The following is a 26,535-nucleotide window of genomic DNA, read 5'->3' as shown; positions in this document are numbered from 1 at the left end:
TCCGGATTCGAAAGAGGAATAACAAGATGATCAATATTTCCCGTCGTGGTTTTCTGGGTGGCTTGCTGGCCAGCGGTGCCTCTGCCCTGATCGGCCCCTCCCTGCTCGGTCGCGCCGTGATGGCCGCCGAGTCCGGCGAAAAACTGGTGCAGTCCGGCTCCCACTGGGGCGCCTTCCGTGCCCGGGTGGTCGATGGCCGCTGGGTCGGGACCCTGCCGTTCGAGCATGACAAGCACCCCACCGACATGCTCAAGGCCTTGAGTGAGGTGGTCTACAACCCCTCCCGCATCCGCTATCCCATGGTGCGGCTGGACTGGCTGCGCAAGGGCCACCAGTCCGACACCAGCGAACGCGGCCAGAACCGCTTCGTGCGGGTCACCTGGTCTCAGGCGCTCGATTTTTTCTATCACGAGCTGGAGCGGGTGCAGAAGACCTATGGCCCGAGCGCCCTCTATGCCGGTCACTCCGGCTGGCAGTCGGTGGGCAAGTTGCACTCCGCTGGTGCCATGTTGGGGCGTGCCATGAACCTGCACGGCACCTATCTGGCCAAGGCTGGTGACTACTCCACCGGTGCCGCCCAGGTGATCCTGCCCCACGTGGCGGGCGCCATGGAGGTATACGAGCAGCAGACCTCCTGGCCGCTGGTGCTGGAACACAGCAAGACCATCGTTATCTGGGGCTCCGATCCCATCAAGAACCTGCAGGTGGGCTGGCTGGTGCCGGATCACAGCGTCTACGACTACTGGGCGCAGTTGAAAGAGAAGGTGGCCAAAGGCGAGATCCGGGTGATCAGTGTCGATCCGGTCAAATCCAAGACCCAGAAGTACCTCAATTGCGATCAGGTGACCCTGAATCCGCAGACCGACGTACCGCTGATGCTGGGCATCGCACACACCCTCTACAGCGAGAAGCGCCACGACGAGGCGTTCCTGAAGAACTACACCACCGGCTTTGACAAGTTCCTGCCCTACCTGCTGGGCACCAGCGATGGTCAGGTGAAGGACGCCGAGTGGGCCGCCACCATCTGTGGCGTACCAGCCGAGACCATCCGCGAGCTGGCCCGCACCATGAGCAGCGGCCGTACCCAGCTTATCGGCGGCTGGTGCGTGCAGCGTATGCACCACGGCGAGCAGTACGCCTGGATGCTGGTGGTACTGGCTTCGATGATTGGCCAGATCGGCCTGCCGGGGGGTGGTTACGGCTTTGGCTGGCACTACAACGGAGCGGGCACCATCACCTCCAGCGGCCCCATCATGTCCGGTTTCAGCTCAGTCATTCCCGGGGTCAAGCCGATCCATGATGGCGACTGGAAGGGCTACTCCAAATTCATTCCGGTGGCCCGTTTCGTCGACTGCATTCTCAATCCGGGCAAGCAGATCGCCTTCAACGGCCAGACCATCACCTACCCCCACATGAAGATGGCAGTGTTCTGCGGCAACAACCCGTTCCACCACCAGCAGGATCGCAACAAGATGGTTGCGGCCTGGCGCAAGCTGGAAACCGTGGTCAGCATCGATCACCAGTGGACCGCCAGCTGCCGCTTCGCCGATATCGTGCTGCCCGCCACCACCACTTATGAGCGGGATGACATCGAGCAGTGGGGTTCTCATTCCAACGCGGGCATTCTGGCCATGTACAAGGTGGTGGAGCCGCTGTTCGAGGCGCGGGATGACTATGACATCTTCGCCGATCTTTGCCGTCGCTTCGGTCGCGAGGCCGAGTTCACCGGCGGCAAGAGCAAGCTGGAGTGGATCCAGAGCATCTATGACGACGCCCGCCTGCAGGGCCGCGGCATCGGCATTCGTCTGCCCCGTTTCAGCCAGTTCTGGCACGGCGAGGGCTTCGTCACCTTCCCGGCGGGCCAACCCTGGGTGCGCCACGAGTCGTTCCGTCAGGAGCCGGATCTGGAACCCCTCGGTACCCCATCTGGCCTTATCGAGATCTACTCCAAGACCATCGCCGACTACGGCTATGGGGATTGCCCGGGCCACCCGGTCTGGATTGAACCCTACGAGCGCTCCCACGGCGGGCCGGGCAGCAAACAGTACCCGCTGCACCTGCAATCCTGCCACCCGGACAAGCGGCTGCACAGCCAACTCTGCTCCTCCGACAACTACCGCGCCACCTACACGGTACAGGGTCGCGAACCTGTCTATATGAATCCGCAGGATGCCAAATCCCGCGGCCTCAAGGACGGCGATCTGGTGCGGGTGTTCAACGGACGCGGTCAGGTGTTGGCCGGGCTGGTGGTAAGCGATGACTACGCCCCCGGCGTAGTCCGGATACAGGAAGGTGCCTGGTATGGCCCGCAAGAGGGCGGCAAGGTGGGGACGCTCTGTACCTACGGCGATCCCAACGTGCTGACCGCCGACATCGGCTCCTCCAGCCTGGCGCAGGCCACCACGGCCCATACCGCGCTGGTGGAGATCGAGAAGTTCCACGGACAGGCACCTGCCGTCACTGCCTTCGGCGCGCCGGAATCGGCAAAGGGCATCGACCCCATGTTCCCGGCACTCTGACCCCGGGGGGACGAAAGCGCCCCCTTGAGTTTCCTTTATTTTTAAAGTCGTTAGAATCGGGAGCCATCAAGGCTCCCGATTGCCATCCACGGAGGAAAAATGCAGGAATTTATGGCTACCAGCGAACGCCGGGCCGAACTCTACTGGTGGTTCTCCACCCTGTTCGCCGCCGAACTCAGTGATGAGCAGATCGCCGAATATGACACCTATGATGTGCGAAGCTTCCTGAAAAGCCTCTCGACCCTCGACCCGATGCGCGAGGCCGTGGCCGAACTCAACGAGGCTATCGCCCGCCTGCTGGTGCGCCCGGATCGCCAACTCGAACTCGCTGCCGACTTCGCCGGGCTGTTTCTGGTGGATCCCAAACAGGGCGCCCTGCCCTACGAATCGCTCTACCGTGGCGAGGCCAAGCTGCTGATGCAGGCCCCGATGACCGAGATGCAGGCCCGCCTCGATCGCCTCGGCATCAATGTCAGCGACAAATACAAAGAGCCTGCGGATCATCTGGCCATCGAGCTGGATCTGATGGGCAATCTCATCATCCGTGCGGCGGAAGCAAAGAGCGCTGCCGAGCGGGAAAGCTGGCTCGACGAACAGGAAGCGCTGCTGCACGGCCATCTGTTGGGCTGGTTCGACAAGTTCGAAAGCGCCTGTCGCGCCGCCGACCGGTTTGGCTTCTACGGCGCCAGTGCCCGTCTGCTGGGGGTCTTCCTCAAGATGGATGCCAACTACCTGACTCTGGTCAAGCCGGCCCAGGCCAGCTAAGGCGATGAAAACAGCCCTGCTTCTCATTGCATGCTGGCTGTTGGCTCTGATCCCGCTGGATCAGGGCATTACTCCCCTGATCGCGCTGCTGTTCAACCCGGATCGCGAGCTTTACGGCACCGCCCAGCTCACCGGCTTTGCCGGCATCCTGCTCACCCTCTACCTTGCCAATCTCGGCGTCGAGGTAGTGTTGCGCCGCCGCTTCCAGATCGCCGGCATGCTGGCGCTGCTGGCCGCCTGGATCGACTTCATCAACAGCAGCGGCAGCGAGTCGCACTTCCTGCTGCTCTATCTGCTTGCCCTCCCCTTTCATCTGCTCGGCTGGCTGGTACTGGTGCGGGGCATTCAGGCGTTTGGTCGCCAGAAGGGATAACCACTCGCCCCCTTTCTCCCTCCTTTTTATCAGGTTTTTCTGCCTATTCTTGCCGTCAAAACAACCAGATAACTCCGCTTGACTCCCAGCCAAAAAGTTCGTGCCATACTGACAACTGATGCAAGTGATAAAACAATCAATGCCGAGGTCATCATGGATGGGAAGCTTTTCAACGCCGACACCGAGGCAATGTTGACCCAGCTGTCAGATCACACCGTCCTGGAACAGCTGATGGATAATGCCCCTCTGGGCATCGGCGTCTTTGACTGCGAATTTCGCTACCGTAAAGTCAATCGGGTGCTGGCTGACATCAATGGCAAGAGCATCGAGGAGCATCAGGGCAAGCACCTCAGAGAGGTGGTTCCCAAGCTGGCACCAACTCTGGAGCCCATGTTTCAGCAGATCATGCGCAGCGGCCTGCCCTACGTGGATATCGCCATCACGGGCCAAACCGCGGCGTACGACAACAGCTCACGCCGCTTTCAGGCCACCTACAGCCCGATGCGTGATGAGAAGGGAGAGCTGAACGGCATCCTCGCCATCGTGCGGGACATCACCGAGCAGTACGAAACCGAACAACGGCTGCAACTGGCAATGCGAGCGGCCCAAATCGGGGTGTGGGAGTGGCACGTAGCGGAGGACAGATTACTGTTCGACGGTCAAATTGAGCCGCTGCTGGGCATCGAGGCCAACCAATTCCACGGCGGGCTGCAAGCGTTCGTCGACTGTTTTGAACCGGAATCCGGCAGCCAGCTCAAGGCCGCCCTGCAAAGTCATGACCCCATCCATCTCACCCTGAGCTACCTCACCGCGCTCAACGAGCGCCACTGGGTCGATATTCATGCCGACCATGTCCCCGCCACCGAGTCGGTCGGCCACCGGGTCATGGGGGTCATTCACAATGCCACCGCCCGCCGCCGTCAAGAGGAGCGGCTCCATCAGGCCAACGTGGTATTCGATACCACGGCCGAGGGGATCATCATCCTCGACAGCGAGCACCATATTCTGTCGGTCAACCCGGCCTTCACCATGCTGACCCAATACAATGCCGAGGAGGTGATTGGCCGCACCCCGGATATCATCATGCATCCCAGGCGCTACACCGACCTCGACTATCCCTGGTATCACCTGCGCCCCGGCAACAACGCCTGGCATGGCGAGATGGTTTGTCTGCGCAAGGATGGCAGCTACTTCTCCTCCTGGCAGCAGATCAGCGCTGTCTATGACAACTTCAACAACACTACTCACTATGTGATCGCCCTATCCGACATCAGCGCCATTCGCAAGGTGGAGGCCGAACTGAATCACCTTGCCTATCACGATCCCCTGACCGAGCTGGGCAATCGTCATCTGTTGCAGGAGCGGCTAGCCCTTGAGCTGAAAACCGCGCAGCTCAATCGCAAACGGTTGGGGCTGCTCTTTATCGATCTGGATGGCTTCAAGCTGATCAACGACAGCCTGGGCCACGGAGTTGGCGATGAGCTGCTCAAGCGGCTGGCAGAGAGGATCCGCAGCTGCCTGCAGCACAACGATCTGGCGACCCGCCTCGGGGGAGACGAGTTTCTGGTGCTGATCCCCTATCTGGAGGAGCCTGACGAGCTGGCAACCCTGGCCAATACCCTGCTGACCGTGTTGCGTGAACCGGTTGAGCTGGCCCATGAGCTGGTGGCGATCTCGGCAAGTATCGGTATCGCCATCTATCCGGATCATGCAGACAGCCCGGAAACCCTGGTCAGCGCCGCCGACAGCGCCATGTACGAGGCGAAAAGTCAGGGGCGCAACGGATTCCAGTTCTATACCCCCTGCATGGCGGCTCGAGCCCGCGAGCGAATGCAGATTGAGCAGGGTCTGCTCAAGGCCCTGGAGCTCGAACAGCTCTGCATTTTCTATCAACCCATGACCAATCTGGCCAACGGCCACCTGAGTGGACTGGAAGCCCTGCTGCGCTGGCAGCATCCCAATGAGGGGATGATAGCGCCGACCCGTTTTATTCCGGTGGCGGAGGAGTGCGGCCTGATCGAGAAAATTGGGGAGTGGGTGATGCGCAACGCCTGCGAGCAGGGACAAAACTGGCTGGCCGCCGGACTGCCGGTGCCTCGCTTGTCAGTCAACGTCTCGGTGCGGGAGATGCGCTCCCCGGGCTACGTTGAACGGGTCGCCGCCATTCTGGCCGAGACCGGATTTCCGCCAGAACGGCTGGAGATAGAGGTGACGGAGAGCATCATCCAGCGGGTCGAACAGAGTCTGGATCTCTTTACCCGCCTGAAAAATCTCGGCGTGCAGATTGCCATCGATGACTTTGGTACCGGCTTCTCGTCATTGAGTCTGCTCAAGACCCTGCCGATCGATCGCATCAAGATCGACCGGGCGTTTGTGCAGGCATTACCGGAAGACAAGAACAGTCGGGAGCTCTGCCGCACCATCATCAATCTGGCCGACAGTCTGGATATGGAGGTCACCGCCGAAGGGATTGAAACCAAGGCACAACACGCCTTCTTGCAGTCACTCAACTGCGGCGAAGGACAGGGTTATCTGTTCAGCAAACCACTGCATGTCGAACATATGGGAGATCGCCTGCATCAACGCTACGTCTCATAGCGGCAGGCAATCATCATCACCAGCCGGTCGGCATCCGCCTCCTGGCTGCCGACCGGATTACCACTCGATCTGCAAGCGGGATTCCCTACCATCATCACGATCATTGAGCATGCGCGTCAACGGTGATTCGCCAGCATAACGGGGAGCTGGATCGCTGAAGGTGAGTCTGGTACCGGGCTCCTTGGCCTGCCATGCATGACCAAGCTGATCGGCCACCCGATCCCGCAGCGCAGGTGAAGCCTCCTGATGGGTGATCGCAAACTCTTTCGGAGGTTCGCCAGCGGGCACTGGCGCATCAAACTGCCAGAGGGATGCACAGAGCAACAGAGAAAACATCATGACCTCCAATTAATCGACACGGCCCCCTTTTACTCAACCACCGATTAATTGTCACTCTTTGTCCTGTAACCAACTGTTGCCGCCTATCCAAAAGTCTAATTGCCCCCCGCAACCAAAGGTATAAGTTGTTAAGAAACCATTAAAAGATCTATTCAAAGGAGTGAGTGATGAGCGAGAGCAAGGTCTACCCGGTCAAACCCCACATCAGCAGCAATGCACTGCTCGACAAGGGCGACTATGCCGCCATGTATCAGGCTTCCGTCGAGGATCCCGATACCTTCTGGGGAGAGCAGGGAAAAATTCTCGACTGGATGAAACCCTATACCAAGGTCAAGAACACCTCCTACGATCCGGGCCATGTCTCCATCAAATGGTTTGAAGATGGCCAGCTCAACGTCTCGGCCAACTGTCTCGATCGCCATCTCGCCGAACGGGGTGACAAGGTCGCCATCATCTGGGAAGGGGACAACCCTGCCGAAGATCGCAAACTCACCTACCGCGAATTGCACAGCGAAGTGTGCAAGTTTGCCAACGTCTTGAAAGCCCAAGGGGTGCACCGCGGCGACGTGGTCTGCCTCTATATGCCCATGGTGCCGGAAGCCGCCATCGCCATGCTGGCCTGTACCCGCATCGGCGCGGTACACAGCATCGTCTTCGGCGGCTTCTCGCCGGAAGCACTGGCCGGCCGCATCATCGACTCGGGCTCGCGCATCGTAATCACCGCCGACGAAGGGCTGCGTGGTGGCCGTCCGGTGCCGCTCAAGAAGAATGTGGATGAAGCGCTCACCAACCCGGAAACCCAGGTCAACAAGGTGATCGTGCTCAAGCGCACCGGCGGCAATGTCGCCTGGCACAACCACCGCGATGTGTGGTGGCACGAAGCGACCGCCACCGTCAGCAGCGACTGCCCGCCCGAGGCGATGAACGCCGAAGATCCGCTCTTTATCCTCTATACCTCCGGCTCCACCGGCAAACCCAAGGGGGTGCTGCACACCACTGGCGGCTATCTGGTTTATGCCACCCTCACCTTCAAATATGTGTTCGACTACCACGAAGAGGATATCTACTGGTGTACCGCCGATGTGGGCTGGGTAACCGGTCACTCCTATCTGGTCTACGGGCCGCTTGCCAACGGTGCCACCACCATCATGTTCGAAGGGGTGCCCAACTACCCGGCCACCAACCGCATGAGTCAGGTGGTGGACAAGCACCAGGTCACCATCCTCTATACCGCCCCTACCGCCATCCGCGCCCTGATGGCCAAAGGCAACGAAGCGGTCACCGGCACCTCGCGCCAGAGCCTGCGCATCATGGGCTCGGTGGGTGAACCCATCAACCCGGAAGCCTGGGAGTGGTACTACCGCACCATTGGCGATGAGCGCTGCCCCATCGTCGATACCTGGTGGCAGACCGAGACCGGCGGCATCCTGATTACGCCGCTGCCCGGCGTCACCGACCTGAAACCGGGCTCGGCTACCCGCCCCTTCTTCGGGGTGCAACCGGCGCTGGTGGACAACATGGGCGAGCCGCTGGAGGGAGCCACCGAGGGCAACCTGGTGATCACTGACTCCTGGCCGGGCCAGATGCGCACCGTGTTCGGCGATCACGAGCGGTTCGAGCAGACCTACTTCTCCACCTTCCCGGGCCGCTACTTCACTGGCGACGGTGCCCGTCGCGACGAGGACGGCTACTACTGGATCACAGGTCGGGTGGATGATGTACTGAACGTCTCCGGCCACCGCATGGGTACCGCCGAAATTGAATCGGCACTGGTGGCCCATCCCAAGATCGCTGAAGCCGCGGTGGTGGGGGTTCCTCACGAGATCAAGGGTCAGGGTATCTATGCCTATGTCACCCTGATCTCCGGGGAAGAGCCGAGCCGTGAGCTGCACAAAGAGGTGAAGGAGTGGGTGCGCAAGGAGATCGGTGCCATCGCCACGCCGGATGTCATTCACTGGGCGGAGGGGTTGCCGAAGACCCGTTCCGGCAAGATCATGCGCCGCATCTTGCGCAAGATCGCCACCGGCGAAACCGACAGCTTGGGGGATATCTCCACCCTCGCGGATCCGGGCGTAGTAGACAAACTCATTCGCGAGAAGTCGGAAGCTGCCTGATCCCGCTTCGTTTGTTGCTCAATAAAGCCGGCCCTGTGCCGGCTTTGTCGTTTCTCATCCGCCAGCAAACAGCAAGGTGGCAGCGACGAAGTATCTCAGGCCGAAGCGTGCAATAAATAGCCAAATGTAGAGATTAGACCAGTAAAATGCTGCTAATTTTCACGAAATCAATATAATTGCGAAATCTGTGTGCCAGGGCACACCGATTTGCGCAGAAAATGGCTAGATTTCTGGTAGTCCACAAGATAGCTGATAGATAGCAGCATTATCATCGAGGATGTACTCAATATGTCGCAAAATCACCGAATTCTCCTGCTCAACGGACCAAACCTGAATCTGCTGGGCAAACGGGAACCGGGTATCTACGGCAGCAAGACGCTTGATGAGATCGTCGCCGATCTGAAGCTTAACGCCAGCGAACTCGGTGTCACTCTGGAACATCTGCAATCCAACGCCGAACATGAGTTGGTCAGCTGCATCCATCAGGCCATGGGCCAGGTGGATTTTATCATCATCAATCCAGCCGCCTTCACCCACACCAGCGTCGCCATTCGCGATGCGCTGCTGGGTGTAGCCATCCCTTTTATCGAGGTTCACCTGTCAAATGTCCATGCCAGGGAGCCGTTCCGTCATCACTCCTATCTGTCTGATGTCGCCAAAGGGGTCATTTGTGGTCTGGGGGCCGATGGCTACCAATTCGCTTTAACCGCGGCCGTGCACCATCTGCGCGCGGCTTGATAATCACTGATCAGATAAAGAAGAAAGAGAATGCTAATGGATATCCGCAAAATCAAGAAGCTGATTGAACTGGTTGAAGAGTCCGGCATCGCCGAACTGGAGATCTCCGAAGGTGAAGAGTCCGTTCGCATCAGCCGCAACTTCTCCGGTCAGGTGACCACCGCCATGCCGCAGATGATGATGCAGCAAGCCGCTCCGGTTGCCGCACCTGCCGCTGCCGCCCCGGTTGCCGCCGCACCGGCCGCAGATGCCGCCCCGAGCGGTCACCTGATGCGCTCCCCGATGGTTGGCTCCTTCTACCGCTCCTCCAGCCCGGATGCCAAGCCGTTCGCGGAAGTGGGTCAGCAAGTCAATGTCGGCGACACCCTGTGCATCGTCGAAGCCATGAAAATGATGAACCAAATCGAGTCTGACAAGGCCGGTGTGATCAAAGCGATCCTGGTTGAAAATGGTCAGGCCGTCGAATTTGACGAGCCGCTGTTCATCATCGAATAAGGGAAATCGCCACCCATGTTGGACAAAGTAGTCATCGCCAACCGCGGTGAAATTGCCCTGCGGATCCTGCGCGCCTGTAAAGAGCTCGGGATCAAGACAGTGGCCGTTCACTCCACCGCCGACCGGGAGCTCAAACATGTGCTGCTGGCCGACGAATCCATCTGTATCGGCAGACCGGCCAGTACTGAATCCTACCTCAACGTCCCGGCCATCATCGCCGCTGCCGAGGTAACCGGTGCCGTGGCCATCCACCCGGGTTACGGCTTCCTCTCCGAGAACGCCGATTTCGCCGAAGTGGTCGAAAAATCCGGCTTCATCTTCATCGGCCCGCGCGCCGAGACCATTCGCCTGATGGGTGACAAGGTCTCCGCCATCGAAGCGATGAAGAAAGCGGGCGTACCGTGTGTACCGGGCTCTGACGGCCCCGTCGACAACGACGCCAAGCACAACGCCGCCATTGCCAAGCGCATCGGCTATCCGGTGATCATCAAGGCCGCCGGTGGCGGTGGTGGTCGCGGTATGCGTGTGGTGCGCAATGAAGCGGAACTGGCGGGCGCCATCGCCCTGACCAAATCCGAAGCAGGCCAGTTCTTCAAGAACGACATGGTCTACATGGAGAAGTACCTGGAAAACCCGCGCCACATCGAAATTCAGGTGTTGGCAGACGGCCAGGGCAACGCCCTCTATCTGGGCGAGCGTGACTGCTCCATGCAGCGTCGCCACCAGAAAGTGGTGGAAGAGGCGCCGGCACCGGGCATCACCGCCGAAATGCGCAAGTTCATCGGTGAGCGCTGTGTGCGTGCCTGTATCGAGATCGGCTACCGCGGTGCGGGTACTTTCGAGTTCCTGTACGAGAACGGCGAGTTCTATTTCATCGAAATGAACACCCGTATTCAGGTTGAGCATCCGGTCACCGAGATGGTCACCGGTATCGATCTGATCAAGGAGCAACTGCGCATCGCCGCCGGCCAGCCCCTGTCAATCACCCAGCAGGATATCCGCATCCGTGGCCATGCCATCGAGTGCCGGATCAACGCCGAAGATCCGGCCACCTTCATGCCCTCTCCGGGTCTGGTGCAGCGCTTCCACGCGCCGGGTGGTCTGGGCGTGCGTTGGGACTCCCACATCTATGCCGGTTACAAGGTACCGCCCCACTACGATTCAATGATCGGCAAGCTGATCTGCTACGGCGAGAATCGTGACATTGCCATCGCCCGCATGCGCCATGCGCTGGACGAGCTGGTGGTAGAAGGGATCAAGACCAACGTACCGTTGCAAAAAGAGATCATGAAAGACGAAAACTTCCAGCACGGTGGCACCAATATCCACTATCTGCACAAGAAGTTGGGTCTGTAAGATCTCGCAGGCAGAACAATCACTTCTGGCCGGATAGCAGCCAGCTGTTTATCTGCAATCCAGCCGGAAGTTGGCTCCGTAAGGGGCCTCTGCTGAAAAAGGGCCATGGCGACATGGCCCTTTTTTGTTATCCTTGCGCCCCTCAAATTTGTCGGAGGCCAAGGTGAACCGTTTTGCTCTCGCCCGCCGGGAAGCAGCTTTCTGCCTGCTGCTGACCCTGTTCTACTTCTTTGCCTGGTATGGCACCGCCTATTTTATCCCGCTCCAGCTGGAGTTGTGGGGGCTGCCGCTGTGGTTCCTGCTCAGTTGCATGGTGATGCCGCTGCTGTTCATTCTGCTCTGCGCCCTGATGGTGAACCGGCTGTTTGTGGAGATCCCCCTCGATACCCACACCCCTTCCGGCAAGGAGTCATCCCATGAATCTTGAGCTGATGCTGCCGCTCGTCATCTATCTGGTACTGGTGCTGGGGGTGGGTTTCTGGGCCAGCCGCCATCGCGCAGAAGGCAACTTCGTGCAGGAGTACTTCATCGGCAACCGCAGCATGGGCGGGCTGGTGCTGGCGATGACGCTAGTGGCTACCTACACCTCGGCCTCCTCCTTTATCGGTGGGCCGGGCGCGGCCTACAAGATCGGTCTGGGCTGGGTGTTGCTGGCGATGATCCAGCTGCCCACCGTCTGGCTCACTCTGGGGGTACTGGGCAAGAAGTTCGCCATCATCGCCCGCCGGGTCAATGCGGTGACCATCAACGATATGCTGTGGGCCCGCTACCAGAGCAAGGCGGTGGTGATCCTCGGCTCCGTTACTATCATCCTCGCCTTTATCGCGACCATGGTGGTGCAATTCATCGGCGGCGCCCGCCTGCTGGAGACCGCCACCGGCCTCTCCTACCAGCAGGGCTTGATGCTGTTTGCCAGCTGCGTACTGCTCTACACCATCATCGGCGGCTTTCGCGCGGTGGTGATGACCGATGCCCTGCAGGGGATCATCATGCTGATCGGCACCGGCGCCTTGCTGGCGGGGATTTTAATTGCCGGTGACGGCCTGCCGAACCTTATCCACCAGCTCAGGGAGATCGACCCCAAGCTGGTGAGCCCGCAGGGGGCCGGCGACATGTTGACCCAGCCCTTTATGCTGAGCTTCTGGATCCTGGTCTGTGTCGGGGTGGTGGGGCTGCCCCACTCGGCATTGCGCTGCTTTGGCTATCGCGACAGCAAGGCGCTCCATCGCGGCATTCTGATCGGCACAGTGGTCAGCGCCCTGCTGATGTTCGGCATGCATCTGGCGGGTGCCCTTGGCCGCGCCATCCTGCCGGGCATGGACAGCCCAGACAAGATCATGCCCTCCCTGATGATGGAAGTGCTGCCCCCCTGGCTGGCCGGGGTCTTTCTGGCGGCGCCGATGGCGGCCATCATGTCCACCATCGACTCCCAGCTGATCCAGGCTTCCGCCACTCTGGTGAAAGATCTCTATCTCAACTATCTGAGTCCAAAGCAGGAGAAGCTGGAAGTGCGCATTCCGCGCCTCTCCCTGCTCTGCACCCTGATCTTGGGCACCCTGGTACTGCTGGCGGCGCTGCAACCGCCCGAGATGATCATCTGGCTCAACCTGCTCGCCTTTGGCGGTCTGCAGGCGGTGTTCCTCTGGCCGCTGGTGCTCGGCCTCTACTGGTCACGGGCCAACGGCCCGGGCGCGCTGGCCAGCATGGTCAGCGGCATCGTCAGCTATGGGGCACTGAGTCAGTGGGGGATCAAGCTGGCTGGTCTGCACGCCATCGTGCCAAGCCTCACGCTGGCGCTGGTGGTCTTTATCACGGTCAGCTTGCTGACGGCACCGCCCTCGCGGGAAGTGCGCGAGCTTTTCGGGCAGAAATAATAAAAATATAAATTAGGGGTTCCAAAACTATCCCCAAATAGGTGTTTTCCGGTTAAACTGTGCGCCAAGTCACAGAACGTAGCCGCTGTATGCCCGTTAAAGCCACTCGACAAGTCGTTACTCAAGCCCTGCAGCGGCTCGGTTATGCCCTGCTGCTGCCCGTCTCCATCCTGCCGATGGCGGCGCTGATATACCGGCTTGGTCAACCCGACGTGCTCGATTTGGCGGTGCTCTCCCTCACCGGTCAGGCGATCTTCAGCCAGATGCCGCTTATCTATGCGGTGGCGATCGCCTTTGGCCTGAGTCGGCAAGAGCTGGGCGGACAGACATTAGCGGGTGCGGTCAACTTCCTGCTGCTCAGCACCGCTTTCAATACGCTGGCCCCCAACCTGCACGCCGACATGATCTGCGGTCTGCTGGCGGGGCTCACCACTGCCATCATCTACCCCTGGGTTCACCAACAAACACTGCCCCGCTGGCTGCAGATCGCCAAGGGGGAGTTTCCCAGCCTGCTGGTGTCGGCCTTGGCCTGCCTGCTGATCGCCATCCCCCTCTCGCTGCTGTGGCCGCCGCTGGAGCGCGGGCTGACCCTGCTCACCTCCGAGCTGCTTACCACGCCGTTTGGCGCCTTCTGCTACGGCACCCTCAACCGGCTGCTGATCCCGCTCGGGCTCCATCAGGTATTGGGCAGCGTCATCGGCCTTGGCGAGAGCAACCTGCAGGCGCTGGCCACCGCCCAACCCCTTCATGAAGGGTATGTGGCCGGTCTCTACCCCATCATCATGTTCGGCCTGCCGGGCGCCTGTTTTGCCATCTGGCTGCACCGCCAGCGGATGCAGCGGCTGCCACAGGGCGGGCTGCTGCTGACCCTGGCGCTCACCTCGGCACTGGTGGGTATCACAGAGCCCATCGAGTTTCTGTTCGCCTTTACTGCCCCTTGGCTGTTTCTCGCCCACGCCCTGTTGACCGGGCTATCGCTCGCTGTCTGTAGCGGGCTGGGGATCAAGGTGGGCAGTTACTTCTCCGCCGGTCTGCTGGATCTGGTGCTGAGCTATCAGGCAGGGGAGCACAGCTTCTGGCTCATCCCGGTCGGTATCCTGTTTTTCGTCGCCTACACCCTGCTCTTTTACCAACTGCTGGAGCGTGCGCCCCTCAGCATGCCGAGCAAGCCCATCGCGGTGGAGCATCCGCGCCTTGCCAGCGTTGCCCCCTCCGACCCGCAGATGCTGGCGATCCAGTACCTCAAGGTGCTGGGCGGGATGGACAATCTGGTGGCGATGAGCGTCTGTATCACCCGCCTCAGCCTGCGGGTGCGCGATATTTCACTGGTGGATGAATCTCGCCTGCTCGGCCTGGGCTGCCTCTCCTGGATCCAGCTCAACGACCACCAGCTGGTGCTGGTGCTGGGCCCCAGCGCCAGCCTGATTGAAGGGCAGATCCGCATGCTGGCGGAGCGCCAGTCGGTCCCCCTCGGCCTCAAACCCAATCAGGAGTCGGCCAGCCAGAGCAGCTGGTAACTCAGGCAAACGGCAACCGCTCGGCCACGAAATCCATCAGGGTGCGCAGAGCGGGGGCCAGATACTCCCGACTCGGATAGATAAGGTAAAACGGGTTGGCCGGAATGGGCTGATCCGGCAACACCTTCTGCAGCCACCCCGCCGCCAAATCCCCTTCACAGACATGGTGGGGCAACAGGGCAATCCCCCCGTCATGAAGCGCCATCTCCCGCAGCGCCAGCAAGCTGTTGCTGACACAGGCCCCCTGCGGCCGCCAGCCACCGTCCTGCAATGGCCACACCGGCATGGCCGAGTGCACCAGACAGGCATAACGACCCAGCTCGCTCAGCTGTTGCGGCATGCCGTGGGCAGCCAGATAGGCGGGCGCCGCCACCAGATGGCGCGCCACCTCACCGATACGCCGACAGATGAGGCTGGAGTCTTTCAGCGGCGCCGCCCGCAGCGCCAAATCATAACCTTCCCCCACCAGATCGAGCTGTTCATCGCTCAGGGTCAGTTCCAGCACCACCTCGGGATAGAGGGCGCGAAACTCGGCGAGGATCCGGCCAAGCAATAGAGTACCGGTCGCCTCGGGGGCGGTGATCCGCACCCGCCCCGCCGGGGCCGAGCGCAGCCGTGCCATCGCCAGATTGGCACTGCGGGCCAGTGCCAGCAGCCCCTGACAGTGCTCCACATAGAGCTCCCCCTGCGGGGTCAGGCTCAACCTGCGGGTGGTGCGCTGCAACAGCCGCACCCCGAGCTGGGATTCGAGCCGCGAGATCTTCTGGCTCACCGACGACTTGGGCATACCAAGCAGCTCGGCGGCCCGGGTAAAGCTCCCCTGCTCCACCACGGTGGCAAACAGCCCCATCAACTCCAGATCGACATTGTTCATATATTCAAACAGTCTTTACCGATTACCCATCTTAATCTTGATAATCAACCAGACTAGAGTGAGTGGCAATCCCGAACACAGCGATTTGAAAGGAAAAACCATGAAAGCCATTGCCCTGACTCACTATCTGCCAAGCGACCACCCCGACTGCTTCATCGCCGCCAACCTGCCCGATCCGGTTCCGGGTCCGCGGGATCTGCTGGTGCGGGTCACCGCCACCTCCGTCAATCCGGTGGATACCAAGGTGCGTTCCCCCAAGGCCAAAATTGAAAGCTCGCCCCGGGTACTCGGCTGGGATGCGGTGGGGGAAGTGATCGCCACCGGCAGCGAAGTCACCCTGTTCAAGACGGGCGACCGGGTCTGGTATGCCGGTGATATCAGCCGCCCGGGCAGCAACAGCGCCCTGCAACTGGTGGATGAGCGCATCGCCGCCATCGCCCCCACCAGCTTGAGCGATGTGGAGGCCGCCGCCCTGCCGCTCACCGCCATCACCGCCTGGGAGACCCTGTTCGAGCGCTTTGCCCTCGCCCGCGAGAGCAGTGGCAAACTGCTGATCATCGGCGGCGCCGGTGGCGTTGGCTCCATCGCCATCCAGCTGGCCCGCCAACTCACCGGTATGGAGGTGATTGCGACCGCCTCCCGCCCCGAGAGCCGCGAGTGGTGCCTCGAGATGGGCGCCCATCAGGTCGTGAACCATCACAAGTTGCAGGAGGAGCTGACCGCCCTTGGCATCACTCAGGTCGATGCCATCTTCTGCACCAACGCCACCGCCGAGCACTGGGCCACCATGGCAGGGCTGATCCGCCCGTTTGGCCATATCTGCACCATCGCCGAATCGAGCGAGCCGTGGGATCTCTCCCTGCTCAAGAGCAAGAGCGTCACCTTCAGCCAGGAGTTCATGTTCACCCGCTCCCTGTTCCAGACGCCGGACATGATCGAGCAGCACCGCCTGCTCGGCCGGGTGGCGGTACTGGTCGATGAAGGGGTATTGCAGACCACCCTGACCAGAACCATCCCGTCACTGACCCCGGTCACGCTGGCTCAGGCCCATGCCGAGGTGGAAGCAGGCCGCATGGTAGGCAAGCTGGTGATCGACATGAGCGGCTTTGCCAACTAAGCCTTCAAACGCACCATGATGGGATAAGTTCACCAAGGAGATGCCCCAAACGGGCACAACCAGCGGCACTCATGACTGCCTGTGGCAGGCCAACGTCCGACAATCAGCCAAAAAAGAGGCCATTTCGCGAGAAATGGCCTGAATACCTGAACATTGGGGTAACAATCACACACATATCCTTATGCAGGACATATTAGTCTTTGCATCTGGCGTGCCAACAGCAGCATGAATGCGCCAAAACGGCGCTAGCCCGTCCTTGAGCAAGGTGCCAACCTTGCTCTTTTTTTGTCTGGCAGACTGTTTACTAGGCAAACAAGTGCAGATAAAAAAATGCCACCCGAGGGTGGCAGTGAAAGATGACGGAACTTGAGCAAAGCGTTCAGCGAAAACCGGTCGTCTTCGCCTGCATAGTGCAATACAGGAACCGTGCCAATCCGGCAAAAGCCCCCGTATCCCTCCACGTCATGGGCAAACCACGACAGCACTGCCCCATGATGGTAGAATCTCGCGGTTTCACATTTATGAAGAGTCGACGCCATGCCCTGGATACAAATTCGAATCAACGCCACTGCCAAGACCGCAGACAAGGTGAGCAACATGCTGCTGGGGCGTGGAGCCCAGGCTGTGACCTTTATGGATGCCAAGGATGTGCCCGTCTACGAACCCATGCCCGGTGAAACCCCGCTCTGGGGCGAGACCGAAGTGATGGGTCTGTTCGATGCCGAAACCGATCCGGCTCCCACCATCGCCTTCTTCCAGCAGATCTTCGGCGAAAATGTCGGCTACAAGGTCGAGCAGCTGGAAGACAAGGATTGGGTGCGCGAGTGGATGGATCACTTCCACCCCATGCAGTTTGGCGAGCGCCTCTGGATCTGCCCGAGCTGGCGCGACGTGCCGAATCCCGATGCGGTCAACGTCATGCTGGATCCGGGCCTGGCCTTCGGTACCGGTACCCACCCCACCACGGCACTTTGCCTGCAGTGGCTGGACGGGCTGGATCTGACCGGTAAAACCGTGGTCGATTTTGGTTGCGGCTCCGGCATTCTCGGCATCGCCGCCCTGAAACTGGGTGCCGCCCGCGTCATCGGCATCGACATCGACCCGCAGGCCATTCAGGCCAGCCGCGACAACGCCGCGCGCAACGGCGTCGCCGACCAGATTGAGCTCTATCTGCCAGCCGACCAGCCACAAGACGTCGAAGCGGACGTAGTGGTCGCCAACATCCTGGCCGGCCCGCTGCGCGAACTGGCTCCGCTGATCGCCGGCCACGGCAAAGCGGGCAGCCTGATGGCCCTCTCCGGCGTGCTGGAAAGTCAGGCCCCGGAGCTGGAAACTATCTACGGCCAGTGGTTCGAGATGGACCCGACCGCCGTCAAGGAGGAGTGGTGCCGCCTCTCCGGCCGCAAGCACGGCTAAACATAGCTCCCGCTCTCAAGGCGGCAAGTCAGCATCTTTATTAAACAAGAGCACCCGCGGGTGCTCTTGTTGTTTCTCCCTCCTTTCCCACTCTGGGGGACGGTTCACGCTTCTCTGGCCAATGAGGGATTAACATCGTTCTTCCACATCATTGGGGCCCTGCCATGATCGAATACCAGAAGATGATTTGCAGCCAACCGTACAACTGCATGGCACCCGAGCTGGCCCAGTTGCGCCGGGAGGCGGCACGGCGCTATCGCCGTTTCAATCAGGCGGAAGAGGAAGCAGAGCAGCGGGCACTACTGGCGGAGCTGATTGGTGAACTGGCAGAGAACGCCTTTATCTGCCCGCCCCTCTACTGCACCTATGGCCGACACATCCACCTGGGCAAGGACTCCTACATCAATATGGGAGCGACCCTGCTGGACAATGCCCCCATCCGCATCGGAGCCAACGTGATGATTGGGCCAAACGTGCAGATCTATACCGCAGCCCATGCACTGGAGGCCGACGAACGGATTCAGGGCACAGAGACGGCACTGCCGGTCACCATTGAAGACAAGGTCTGGATTGGGGGCGGCGCCATCTTGCTGCCCGGCGTCACCATAGGGCGGGAGGCGATCGTCGGCGCGGGCGCCGTAGTCACCAGAGATGTACCGGCCGGAGCTCGGGTAGTCGGCAATCCAGCCCGGATCCTGCCAGCCAAAAATAGGGCATAAGGCTGCCAACCGGGCCGTATGACGATGCCGCCATCAGTTCACAACAGCCCCGACACCCCATAAAAAATAAAGCCCAATGTCACGAAGACGTTGGGCTGTTAAAAGGTGCTACGGAATTGCGACTCTCATCGCAGAAAAATTAGAAGGAGTACCCTTCTAAACTGGCAGTGAGATATTAGCGAATGCGCAAACGTTTTACATAGTGAAATACAACAGGATTGCGAGGTACATCGCACTATTTAAATAATTACCTGCTATGGTGCGCGAAGCCTCTTTGACCCATTTATTTTCCCCAATCACTCTGGTTACTATTCACGGTTAAACAGAAAAGCCCCGATATCTCGAGGCTTTGCTTCTCTTAACCGCAACGTGGCCGAAAAGTCAGAAACGGCGGACAAACTCATCGAGCGGCAGTTCGCGCAGTTTGCGTGCTTCCAGCATGGGGGTACCGAGATAGAGGAAACCCACCAGCTGATCCTCTGCCGCCAGTCCCAATCCCTTGTTGATCTGCTCATCGAAGATAAACCAGCCGGAGCGCCAGATACCGTTGAAGCCCTGTGCCTGCGCCGCCATCTGCATCGCCATCAGGGCACAACCGGCAGAGAGCTCCTGCTCCAGTTTCGGCACCTTGGGGTGATCCTGATAACGGGTTGCCACGGCGACGACCAAGGGCGCCCGCAGTGGCGCTTCGCTGCACTTCTTGATGCTCTCTTCATCTTCGCCACGGGCACGGGCCGCCTCGGCCAGCAGTTTGCCCAGCCGCTCGCGCCCCTCTCCTTCAAACAGAATGAACTGCCAGGGAGTCAGGGTGCCGTGATCCGGCGCGCGCAGGCCCGCCTTGAGGATATTGTCGAGCACCTCACCGCTCGGGGCGGGCTCGGCGAGACGGCCACAGGAGTGGCGGTTGAGCAACAGGGTGAGGGCATCCATAGGCAATTCCTTCTCTGGGGCAATGATGGCGCTACCTTAGCACAGCACCGAATGAAGAAAACCCCTGAGGCTCAGGGGTTTATCGCACTATAAAGGACAAGAGGGCACAGTTGGCTAGATGACCGCAGCCAGTTCGGCGCCCTGTCTGATCGCTCGCTTGGCATCCAGCTCGGCAGCCACGTCGGCTCCGCCGATGATATGCACCGGCTTGCCTGCCGCCTGCAACCCGGCCTGCAGCTCCTTGAGGGGCTCCTGCCCGGCGCAGACGATCACCTGATCCACCGGTAGACACTGCTTACTCTCGCCCACCTGAATGTGCAAGCCCTCGTCATCGATCCCCAGATATTGCACCCCGGAGAGCATCTGCACCTTGCGGTTCTTGAGCACGGTACGGTGGATCCAGCCGGTGGTCTTGCCAAGTCCGTCACCCACCTTGCTCTCCTTGCGCTGGAGCAGCCAGATCTGGCGCTCGGGGGCGTCGATTTCAGGAGCCGTGAGGCCACCGCGCTCGCCAAGCTGTTTGTCGATGCCCCACTCCTTGAGCCAGTGATCACGGTGCCCATCGGCATCCGTCTCCACCTTCTTCTCTACCCTTTTCTCCACAAGGAATTCGGCCACATCGAAGCCGATGCCGCCTGCACCGATCACCGCCACCTTCTGGCCGACCGGTTTGTGATCCCGCAATACGTCGAGATAACTCATCACCTTGGGATGTTCGATCCCCGGAATATTGGGGGTGCGCGGACGAATACCGGTAGCGAGGATCACCTCGTCAAAACCACCGCCGAGCAGGCTCTCGGCACTCTGGCGCTGGCCGAGATAGAGCTCGACGCCGCACTTCTCCAGCCGTTTGGCGAAGTAGCGCAGGGTTTCGTGAAACTCCTCCTTGCCCGGGATCTGCTTGGCGAAGTTGAACTGGCCGCCGATTTCGCTGGCCTGATCGAACAGGCTCACCTGATGACCGCGCTCGGCAGCGTAACAGGCGAACGCCAGGCCAGCCGGGCCCGCCCCCACTACCGCCAGCTTCTTGGGCTGGGGCACGCGGCCAAAAGTCAGCTCGGTCTCGAAACAGGCGCGAGGATTGACCAGACAGGAGGCTCGCTTCTGCTTGAACACATGGTCGAGGCAAGCCTGATTGCAGGCGATGCAGGTGTTGATCTCGTCCGCACGGTTCTCGGCCGCCTTGATGACAAACTCGGGATCCGCCAGGAAGGGGCGCGCCATGGAGACCATATCCGCCTCGCCACCCGCCAGAATCCGCTCGGCCACCTCCGGGGTGTTAATCCGGTTGGTAGTGATAAGCGGCACCTTGAGATGCTTTTTCAGCTCGGCGGTCACCCAGCTGAAGGCACCGCGCGGCACGCTGGTGGCGATGGTGGGAATACGCGCTTCGTGCCAACCGATACCGGTGTTGATGAGGGTCACCCCCACCGCTTCCAGCGCTTTGCCAAGGGCGATCACCTCTTCCAGGGTCGAGCCCTGCTCCACCAGATCCAGCATGGAGAGGCGGAAGATAATGATGAAGTCGGTGCCGACCCGCTCGCGGATGGCGCGGACAATCTCCACCGGGAAGCGCATGCGGTTTTCGCTGCTGCCGCCCCAGCCATCGGTGCGCTTGTTGGTGCGCTCGCAGATGAACTGGTTGATGAGATAGCCTTCCGAGCCCATCACCTCGACGCCGTCATAACCGGCCGCCTTGGCCAGCGCTGCTGTTGCAGCGAAGTCGCGGATGGTGCCGCGGATCTGCCGCTCGCTCATGGCACGCGGTTTGAACGGGGAGATGGGGGCCTTGAGGGCGCTCGGGGCCAGACTGAAGGGATGGTAGGCGTAACGACCGGCATGGAGGATCTGCAGCGCTATCTTGCCCCCCTCCTGATGCACGGCGCTGGTCACCTTCTTGTGCTTGCTCACCTGCCAGGGAAAGCTCAGCTGGGAGCCGTGAGGCACCAGCCGACCGCGCAGATTGGGGGCAATGCCGCCGGTGACGATAAGGCCAACACCACCACGGGCGCGCTCAGCATAAAAGGCGGCCAGCTTGTCAAAACCGCCCTTCTCCTCTTCGAGGCCGGTATGCATGGAGCCCATCAACACACGGTTGCGCAGCTGGGTAAAACCAAGGTCGAGCGGGGTCAGCAGGGTCGGATAGCGGCTCACGATGCCTCCAGTTAATTTTTTGTTATCAAACTGAGGCTAGAGTAAAGAATCGAAAATTCTTTTTCAAACAAATGTTTGGACAATTTTTCAGCGAACAGCCGTGCCCTGAACGAAGATAGGCGGGATCCGCCAGTCGGAAATGGCAATTTCGCCCGCAACTGGTTAATAATGGCTCTTCTCTACCCATTAACAGGGCGATAACGCGACTATGTCTATTTTCAAAGGTCTGGGTTGGTTGTTCCGCAGCCTGTGGCGCCTGCTCAATTTCACCCGGCTGATGCTGGTCAATCTGCTGTTTCTCATCGTAGTGCTGGTCATCGTCTTCAGCATCAGCCAGAAAGAGGCCCCCAAGGCGCCCATCGAAGGGGCGCTGACCCTCAATCTCAACGGCGTGCTGGTGGAGCAACGCTCCCAGACAGATCCCACCGTACAACTGCTGCGCCAGATGGACAGCAGCGACGAGCAGCCGAGCGAGATCGTTCTCTCCGACCTGCTATGGGCCATCAAGAGTGCCAAGGATGACGAGCGCATCAAGGCGTTGGTGATCAAGCCACAAGGGCTGCAGGGAGCAAACTTCACCAAACTGCAGGAGGTGGCGAGCGCCATCGACCAGTTCAAGGAGAGCGGCAAACCGGTGATCGCCATGGCTGACTTTTACACTCAGGGGCAATACCTGCTGGCGGCCCACGCCGATCACGTGCTGCTCAACCAGAGCGGCGCCGTGGTGATCGAGGGGCTCGGTGTCTACCAGACCTACTTCAAGTCGGCGCTGGAGAAGCTCAACATCACCCCGCACGTATTCAAGGTCGGCACCTACAAATCCTTCGTCGAGCCCTATACCCGCGACGAGATGTCCCCCGAGAGCAAGGAGGCGAACCAGCGCTGGCTGGATCAGCTGTGGCAATCCTATGTGGCTGACGTAGCCGAGCAGCGGGAGATCGAACCCGATGCGGTCGCGCCGGGCAAGGATCGCTTCCTCGAGCTGCTGCGCAAGGCCGGTGGCAATGCCGCCAACTACGCCCTCGACAACGGGCTGGTGGATCAGCTGGCTACCCGCGACGAGATGACCCAGGCGGTCATTAAAGAGGTGGGTGAAGCGGACGACCACGGCTGGAAAGGGGTCGGCCTGAAAGAGTATCTGGCTGCCATTCCGGAACAATATCCCCAGAGCGGCAAGGATGAGGTGGGTCTGGTGGTCGCAAGCGGCGCCATCATGGATGGCGTCCAGCCTGCCGGCACCATCGGCGGCGACAGCCTCTCCGACCTGCTGGCCGATGCCCGTCGCGATGACAAGGTTAAAGCCGTGGTCCTGCGGGTCGACAGCCCCGGCGGCAGCGCCTTCGCCGCCGAGCAGATCCGCGCCGAGCTGCTGGCACTGAAACAGGCTGGCAAGCCGGTAGTGGTCTCCATGGGCAGCTATGCCGCATCCGGTGGCTACTGGATCTCCGCCGATGCGGACAAGATCTTCGCCTCCCCGACCACCCTCACCGGTTCCATCGGGGTGTTCGGCATGTTTGCCACCATCGACAAGGCGTTGGCCCAGTTCGGGGTGCATACCGACGGGGTCGGCACCACAGATTACGTTGGCGTCGGCCCGACCCGCGCCCTGCCGGATCACGTCGGTCAGGCAATCCAGCTGAGCGTGGAAGATACCTACCAGCGCTTCATCGGTCTGGTCAGCAAGGGCCGTGGTCTGAGCCCGGAAGAGGCCGAGAAAGCGGCCGAAGGGCGAGTCTGGACCGGCGAAGATGCCAAGGCCCTGGGGCTGGTGGACGAGTTCGGCAATCTGGATGACGCCATCAAGGCCGCCGCCGACCTCGCCAACCTCAAGGAGTGGCAGGTCACCCCCATCGAGCAGGAGGAGTCCACCAAGGACAAGTTCCTGCGCCAGCTGTTTGACAGCAGTGCCCAAGTGCTGGCCCCCCAGTTGCAAAGCTGGCTGCCGGCAGGATTTGGCAAGGCATTGGTGGAAGTGAACCGCAGTCTCGACCCGCTCACCCGCTTCAACGATCCGCAAGGCACCTACGCCTTCTGCCCGGTCTGCGTGCAGTGAGCAAGCGGTGACTCTCCCCATAAAAAACGGCGACCATCTGGTCGCCGTTTTCTTTATTCAGCCAGTGCGCGCGGCACCGCCAACTTGCTCAATCAGGGATTGAGGCGGGTCGGCATACCGGTACGCTGTTCCAGCACCTGCTTGACCACGTTGGAGTCAGACTCGGCGTGAGCGATGAAGCGGGTGATGGCCGGTGTCATCGGGAGCGGCACGGAGGCGGTGGAGTTGAACTCCTCCTCGGTGCGCGACAGCGGCTCGTGTACTTCCATGTAGCGACCGCCATCCGGCTCGACCGTGGTCTTGACCGGCTGGTTGACGAACTGGACGCGGGTGCCGACCGGCACGTTGTCGAACAGATACTTGATGTCGTCAGCGCGCAAACGCACGCAACCGCTGCTCACCCGCAGACCGATACCGAAGGTGGCGTTGGTGCCGTGGATGGCATAGAGGTTGCCGATATAGAGGGCGTGCAGACCCATGGGGTTATCCGGACCGGCTGGCCATACTGCCGGCAGAGTCTTGCCCTGGGCGGCATAGCGACGACGGATGTTCTCGGTCGGGGTCCAGGTCGGGTTGGCGCGCTTGCGCTCTACCTTGGTGATCCAATTCTCCGGGGTGTTGACCCCCAGCTGACCGATGCCGATGGGCAGCACTTCCACCACGTTCTTCCCTTTCGGGTAGTAGTAGAGACGCATCTCGGCAACGTTGATGACGATCCCTTCGCGGGGCGCGTTGGGCAGGATCAGCTGATGAGGGATGATCAGAGTGCTACCCGCTTTCGGCAGATAGGGATCAACGCCCGGGTTGGCTTCCATGATGTTGGTCAGACCCAGCTGGAAGTCAGCAGCGATCTGCTCCAGCGGACGGTTGTCCGCAGGCACCACGTATTCCTGGTTTTCACCGATCAGGCGGCTATTGGCCGCAGGCAGACGGTACTCGACGGCGGCAGCCTGCTGGCTGACCAGCGCAAGTGTGCATAAAAGGGCCGAAGCGGCAGTGCGAAGGGGATTCATAAAATTCCTGTGTGGTTTCCTGTACCAAATGGGCCGGGGGCCGTCTCATCCTCGGTCTGCCGGTGGCGGGTCAACCTGCCCCACGACGCCAATAACCGAGCGCGCATTCTTTCCTGAGTCGGCCAAAATTTCAACTTCCATATGTTGCTTTTCTTGTTAAAAGTAGCCGTTTTCGATGTGACGCTTATCAACAGGGCAAAAGCCACACTGGCAAGTCGCAGCTGAGTGAAAGATGAATGGCACTGCCCGCCAGTCAGCGAGCCACCCAAGCCCCCGTCAACCACAGCGCAGCGCCACCTTGTGTCACGGTTGCAGCCCTAGCTAAAACGTTTGTCGCATCCGGGGAAACAAGCCAATGCTGACGGTGGCAGCTTAATTGGCGTGAAAGATGGCACGTTACCCTTCCAACCATGATTATTTGATTGATCTAGTTTGGGCTTATGTTTACCAATAATCAGCAGCACGATGCGTGCCATACACCGGATGTGACTAGCTGCAACAGAACAACACAAGGACGAGGTTCCACCATGCTGTCGTATTTCCTACGCCGGATGCTTTTGATCATCCCGACGTTTCTCGGTATCACCCTGCTCGTCTTCAGCATCACCCGTTTCGTGCCGGGTGGACCGGTCGAACGCATGCTGCTGCAAGCCCAGGTTTCCCAGAATGAATCCGGCCGCTCCAGTGGCAGCAAGGGGGCACAGGCCCTCTCCGATGAACAGATCGAGGAGCTCAAGGCCTTCTATGGCCTCGACAAGCCCATGCTGGTCGCCTACTGGGAGTGGCTGCAGAAGCTGGCGGTGATGGATCTGGGCGAATCGACCCGCTACTACGAGCCGGTGTGGGATCTCATCAAGGAGCGACTCCCCGTCACCGCCTTCTTCGGGCTGGCGACCTTTCTGCTGAGCTATGCGGTCTCCATTCCGCTAGGTGTGGCGAAGGCGCTCAGGCACAACAGCCGCTTCGACTCGTTAAGCTCCATGCTTATCTACATGGCCTATGCCCTGCCAGCCTACGTGGTGGGGATCTTCCTCATCACCGTCTTCGCCTTCCATCTGGAGTGGCTGCCGATGGGTGGTTTTCCGGGGGACGACTTTGAATACATGGAGAGCAGCTGGGATCAGATCCGCACCGTCTTTGCCCACGCCCTGCTGCCGCTTATCGCCTACGCCATCGGCGATTTCGCCATCCTCACCATGACCATGAAAAACAGCCTGATGGAGAACCTGTCGGCCGATTATGTGCGTACTGCGGTGGCCAAGGGGTTGCCGTTTCGCAAGGCGGTCACCGACCATGCCATGCGCAACAGCCTGATCCCCATCGCCAGTCACCTGGGGTCTGTGCTCACCGTTTTCTTTGGCGGCTCCTTCCTCATCGAGACCATCTTCAACATCGACGGCATCGGCCTGCTCGGTTACGAGGCGATCGTCGAGCGGGATTACCCCACCGTCATGGGCATTCTGGCCATCACCTCCATGCTGATGCTGATTGGCAATATCGTCTCCGATATCTGCGTGGCCCTGGTTGATCCGCGCGTACGGTTTGGAGATTGACCATGAACCAGACCTCTA

At 60.3% G+C, this 26,535-nt stretch carries 21 protein-coding genes; 16 read left to right on the top strand and 5 right to left on the bottom strand.

The window, feature by feature from the left end; genetic code table 11:
• Positions 1 to 26 precede the first annotated feature (26 nt).
• From torA to ACTG2J_RS04235, 4 genes are all read left to right on the top strand, one after another.
• A complete protein-coding gene (torA, locus tag ACTG2J_RS04250) occupies positions 27 to 2,519 on the top strand; it encodes a trimethylamine-N-oxide reductase TorA (RefSeq protein WP_113739062.1) in 2,493 nt (830 codons plus the stop codon).
• A 99-nt stretch (positions 2,520 to 2,618) separates the two neighbouring features.
• Positions 2,619 to 3,284, top strand: coding sequence for a molecular chaperone TorD (torD, locus tag ACTG2J_RS04245; protein ID WP_113739063.1), 666 nt, complete (start codon positions 2,619 to 2,621; stop codon positions 3,282 to 3,284).
• A gap of 4 nt (positions 3,285 to 3,288) precedes the next feature.
• Positions 3,289 to 3,657, top strand: a complete 369-nt coding sequence (locus tag ACTG2J_RS04240) for a hypothetical protein (protein WP_005349490.1) — start codon at positions 3,289 to 3,291, stop codon at positions 3,655 to 3,657.
• Positions 3,658 to 3,810: 153 nt separating this feature from the next.
• Positions 3,811 to 6,255: a sensor domain-containing protein gene (locus ACTG2J_RS04235; protein WP_439997227.1), complete on the top strand. Its 2,445-nt coding sequence runs from the start codon at positions 3,811 to 3,813 to the stop codon at positions 6,253 to 6,255.
• Between the two features lie 57 nt (positions 6,256 to 6,312).
• On the opposite strand, the gene ACTG2J_RS04230 is transcribed toward ACTG2J_RS04235, so the two are convergent.
• The gene (locus ACTG2J_RS04230) at positions 6,313 to 6,594 is read right to left on the bottom strand and encodes a hypothetical protein (RefSeq protein ID WP_235655418.1); all 282 of its coding nucleotides are present in this window, start codon (positions 6,592 to 6,594) and stop codon (positions 6,313 to 6,315) included.
• A 167-nt stretch (positions 6,595 to 6,761) separates the two neighbouring features.
• On the opposite strand from ACTG2J_RS04230, the gene acs reads away from it, so the two are divergent.
• The 7 genes from acs (at position 6,762) to ACTG2J_RS04195 (ending at position 14,688) form a co-directional block, all read left to right on the top strand.
• Positions 6,762 to 8,708, top strand: a complete 1,947-nt coding sequence (gene acs, locus ACTG2J_RS04225; protein WP_439997226.1) for an acetate--CoA ligase — start codon at positions 6,762 to 6,764, stop codon at positions 8,706 to 8,708.
• A gap of 288 nt (positions 8,709 to 8,996) precedes the next feature.
• Complete coding sequence (aroQ, locus tag ACTG2J_RS04220; RefSeq protein ID WP_058057284.1) at positions 8,997 to 9,446, top strand: type II 3-dehydroquinate dehydratase; 450 nt, start codon at positions 8,997 to 8,999, stop codon at positions 9,444 to 9,446.
• A gap of 36 nt (positions 9,447 to 9,482) precedes the next feature.
• The gene (gene accB, locus ACTG2J_RS04215; protein ID WP_005338908.1) at positions 9,483 to 9,941 is read left to right on the top strand and encodes an acetyl-CoA carboxylase biotin carboxyl carrier protein; all 459 of its coding nucleotides are present in this window, start codon (positions 9,483 to 9,485) and stop codon (positions 9,939 to 9,941) included.
• Positions 9,942 to 9,956: 15 nt separating this feature from the next.
• Entirely contained in the window at positions 9,957 to 11,297 is a 1,341-nt protein-coding gene (accC, locus tag ACTG2J_RS04210) for an acetyl-CoA carboxylase biotin carboxylase subunit (RefSeq protein WP_005338910.1), read from the top strand.
• A 163-nt stretch (positions 11,298 to 11,460) separates the two neighbouring features.
• The gene (locus ACTG2J_RS04205; protein ID WP_058057282.1) at positions 11,461 to 11,724 is read left to right on the top strand and encodes a YhdT family protein; all 264 of its coding nucleotides are present in this window, start codon (positions 11,461 to 11,463) and stop codon (positions 11,722 to 11,724) included.
• Positions 11,714 to 13,171 carry a sodium/pantothenate symporter gene (gene panF / locus ACTG2J_RS04200; RefSeq protein ID WP_439988972.1) on the top strand — a complete coding sequence of 486 codons (1,458 nt, stop codon included), beginning with the start codon at positions 11,714 to 11,716 and terminating at the stop codon, positions 13,169 to 13,171. Before ACTG2J_RS04205 ends, panF begins: the two co-directional genes overlap by 11 nt.
• 89 nt (positions 13,172 to 13,260) lie before the next feature.
• Positions 13,261 to 14,688 (top strand): PTS transporter subunit EIIC, encoded by a 1,428-nt coding sequence (locus ACTG2J_RS04195; RefSeq protein WP_100654445.1) that lies wholly within the window; start codon positions 13,261 to 13,263, stop codon positions 14,686 to 14,688.
• Position 14,689: 1 nt separating this feature from the next.
• Here the strand turns inward: ACTG2J_RS04195 and ACTG2J_RS04190 are convergent, their stop codons facing one another.
• Positions 14,690 to 15,562: a LysR family transcriptional regulator gene (locus ACTG2J_RS04190; protein ID WP_162628353.1), complete on the bottom strand. Its 873-nt coding sequence runs from the start codon at positions 15,560 to 15,562 to the stop codon at positions 14,690 to 14,692.
• Between the two features lie 100 nt (positions 15,563 to 15,662).
• Here ACTG2J_RS04190 and ACTG2J_RS04185 point away from each other — a divergent pair, with 100 nt between their 5' ends.
• The 3 genes from ACTG2J_RS04185 (at position 15,663) to ACTG2J_RS04175 (ending at position 18,814) form a co-directional block, all read left to right on the top strand.
• Positions 15,663 to 16,679: a zinc-binding alcohol dehydrogenase family protein gene (locus ACTG2J_RS04185; protein ID WP_113739068.1), complete on the top strand. Its 1,017-nt coding sequence runs from the start codon at positions 15,663 to 15,665 to the stop codon at positions 16,677 to 16,679.
• A gap of 537 nt (positions 16,680 to 17,216) precedes the next feature.
• Positions 17,217 to 18,095 (top strand): 50S ribosomal protein L11 methyltransferase, encoded by an 879-nt coding sequence (prmA, locus tag ACTG2J_RS04180; RefSeq protein ID WP_005338919.1) that lies wholly within the window; start codon positions 17,217 to 17,219, stop codon positions 18,093 to 18,095.
• A 164-nt stretch (positions 18,096 to 18,259) separates the two neighbouring features.
• On the top strand, positions 18,260 to 18,814 hold the full coding sequence (locus ACTG2J_RS04175; protein WP_439997225.1) for a sugar O-acetyltransferase: 555 nt from the start codon (positions 18,260 to 18,262) through the stop codon (positions 18,812 to 18,814).
• A gap of 381 nt (positions 18,815 to 19,195) precedes the next feature.
• On the opposite strand, the gene ACTG2J_RS04170 is transcribed toward ACTG2J_RS04175, so the two are convergent.
• Together ACTG2J_RS04170 and ACTG2J_RS04165 are read right to left on the bottom strand one after the other, a co-directional pair.
• Positions 19,196 to 19,744: an NAD(P)H nitroreductase gene (locus ACTG2J_RS04170; protein ID WP_139478642.1), complete on the bottom strand. Its 549-nt coding sequence runs from the start codon at positions 19,742 to 19,744 to the stop codon at positions 19,196 to 19,198.
• Between the two features lie 114 nt (positions 19,745 to 19,858).
• Complete coding sequence (locus tag ACTG2J_RS04165) at positions 19,859 to 21,898, bottom strand: NADPH-dependent 2,4-dienoyl-CoA reductase (RefSeq protein WP_323970434.1); 2,040 nt, start codon at positions 21,896 to 21,898, stop codon at positions 19,859 to 19,861.
• 208 nt (positions 21,899 to 22,106) lie between these two features.
• Between ACTG2J_RS04165 and sppA the strand changes: the two genes are divergently transcribed.
• Positions 22,107 to 23,951 (top strand): signal peptide peptidase SppA, encoded by a 1,845-nt coding sequence (sppA, locus tag ACTG2J_RS04160; protein WP_113739072.1) that lies wholly within the window; start codon positions 22,107 to 22,109, stop codon positions 23,949 to 23,951.
• A gap of 92 nt (positions 23,952 to 24,043) precedes the next feature.
• On the opposite strand, the gene ACTG2J_RS04155 is transcribed toward sppA, so the two are convergent.
• Positions 24,044 to 24,964, bottom strand: coding sequence for a L,D-transpeptidase family protein (locus tag ACTG2J_RS04155; RefSeq protein WP_042080607.1), 921 nt, complete (start codon positions 24,962 to 24,964; stop codon positions 24,044 to 24,046).
• Between the two features lie 527 nt (positions 24,965 to 25,491).
• On the opposite strand from ACTG2J_RS04155, the gene ACTG2J_RS04150 reads away from it, so the two are divergent.
• Positions 25,492 to 26,517, top strand: a complete 1,026-nt coding sequence (locus tag ACTG2J_RS04150) for an ABC transporter permease subunit (protein WP_439988974.1) — start codon at positions 25,492 to 25,494, stop codon at positions 26,515 to 26,517.
• Positions 26,518 to 26,535: the final 18 nt, after the last annotated feature.

This window comes from Aeromonas sp. 6P (assembly GCF_051919525.1).
Classification (GTDB): domain Bacteria; phylum Pseudomonadota; class Gammaproteobacteria; order Enterobacterales; family Aeromonadaceae; genus Aeromonas; species Aeromonas veronii.
Note: the sequence above shows the minus strand (reverse complement) of the source record. Positions and strands in the feature narration are given on the sequence as shown.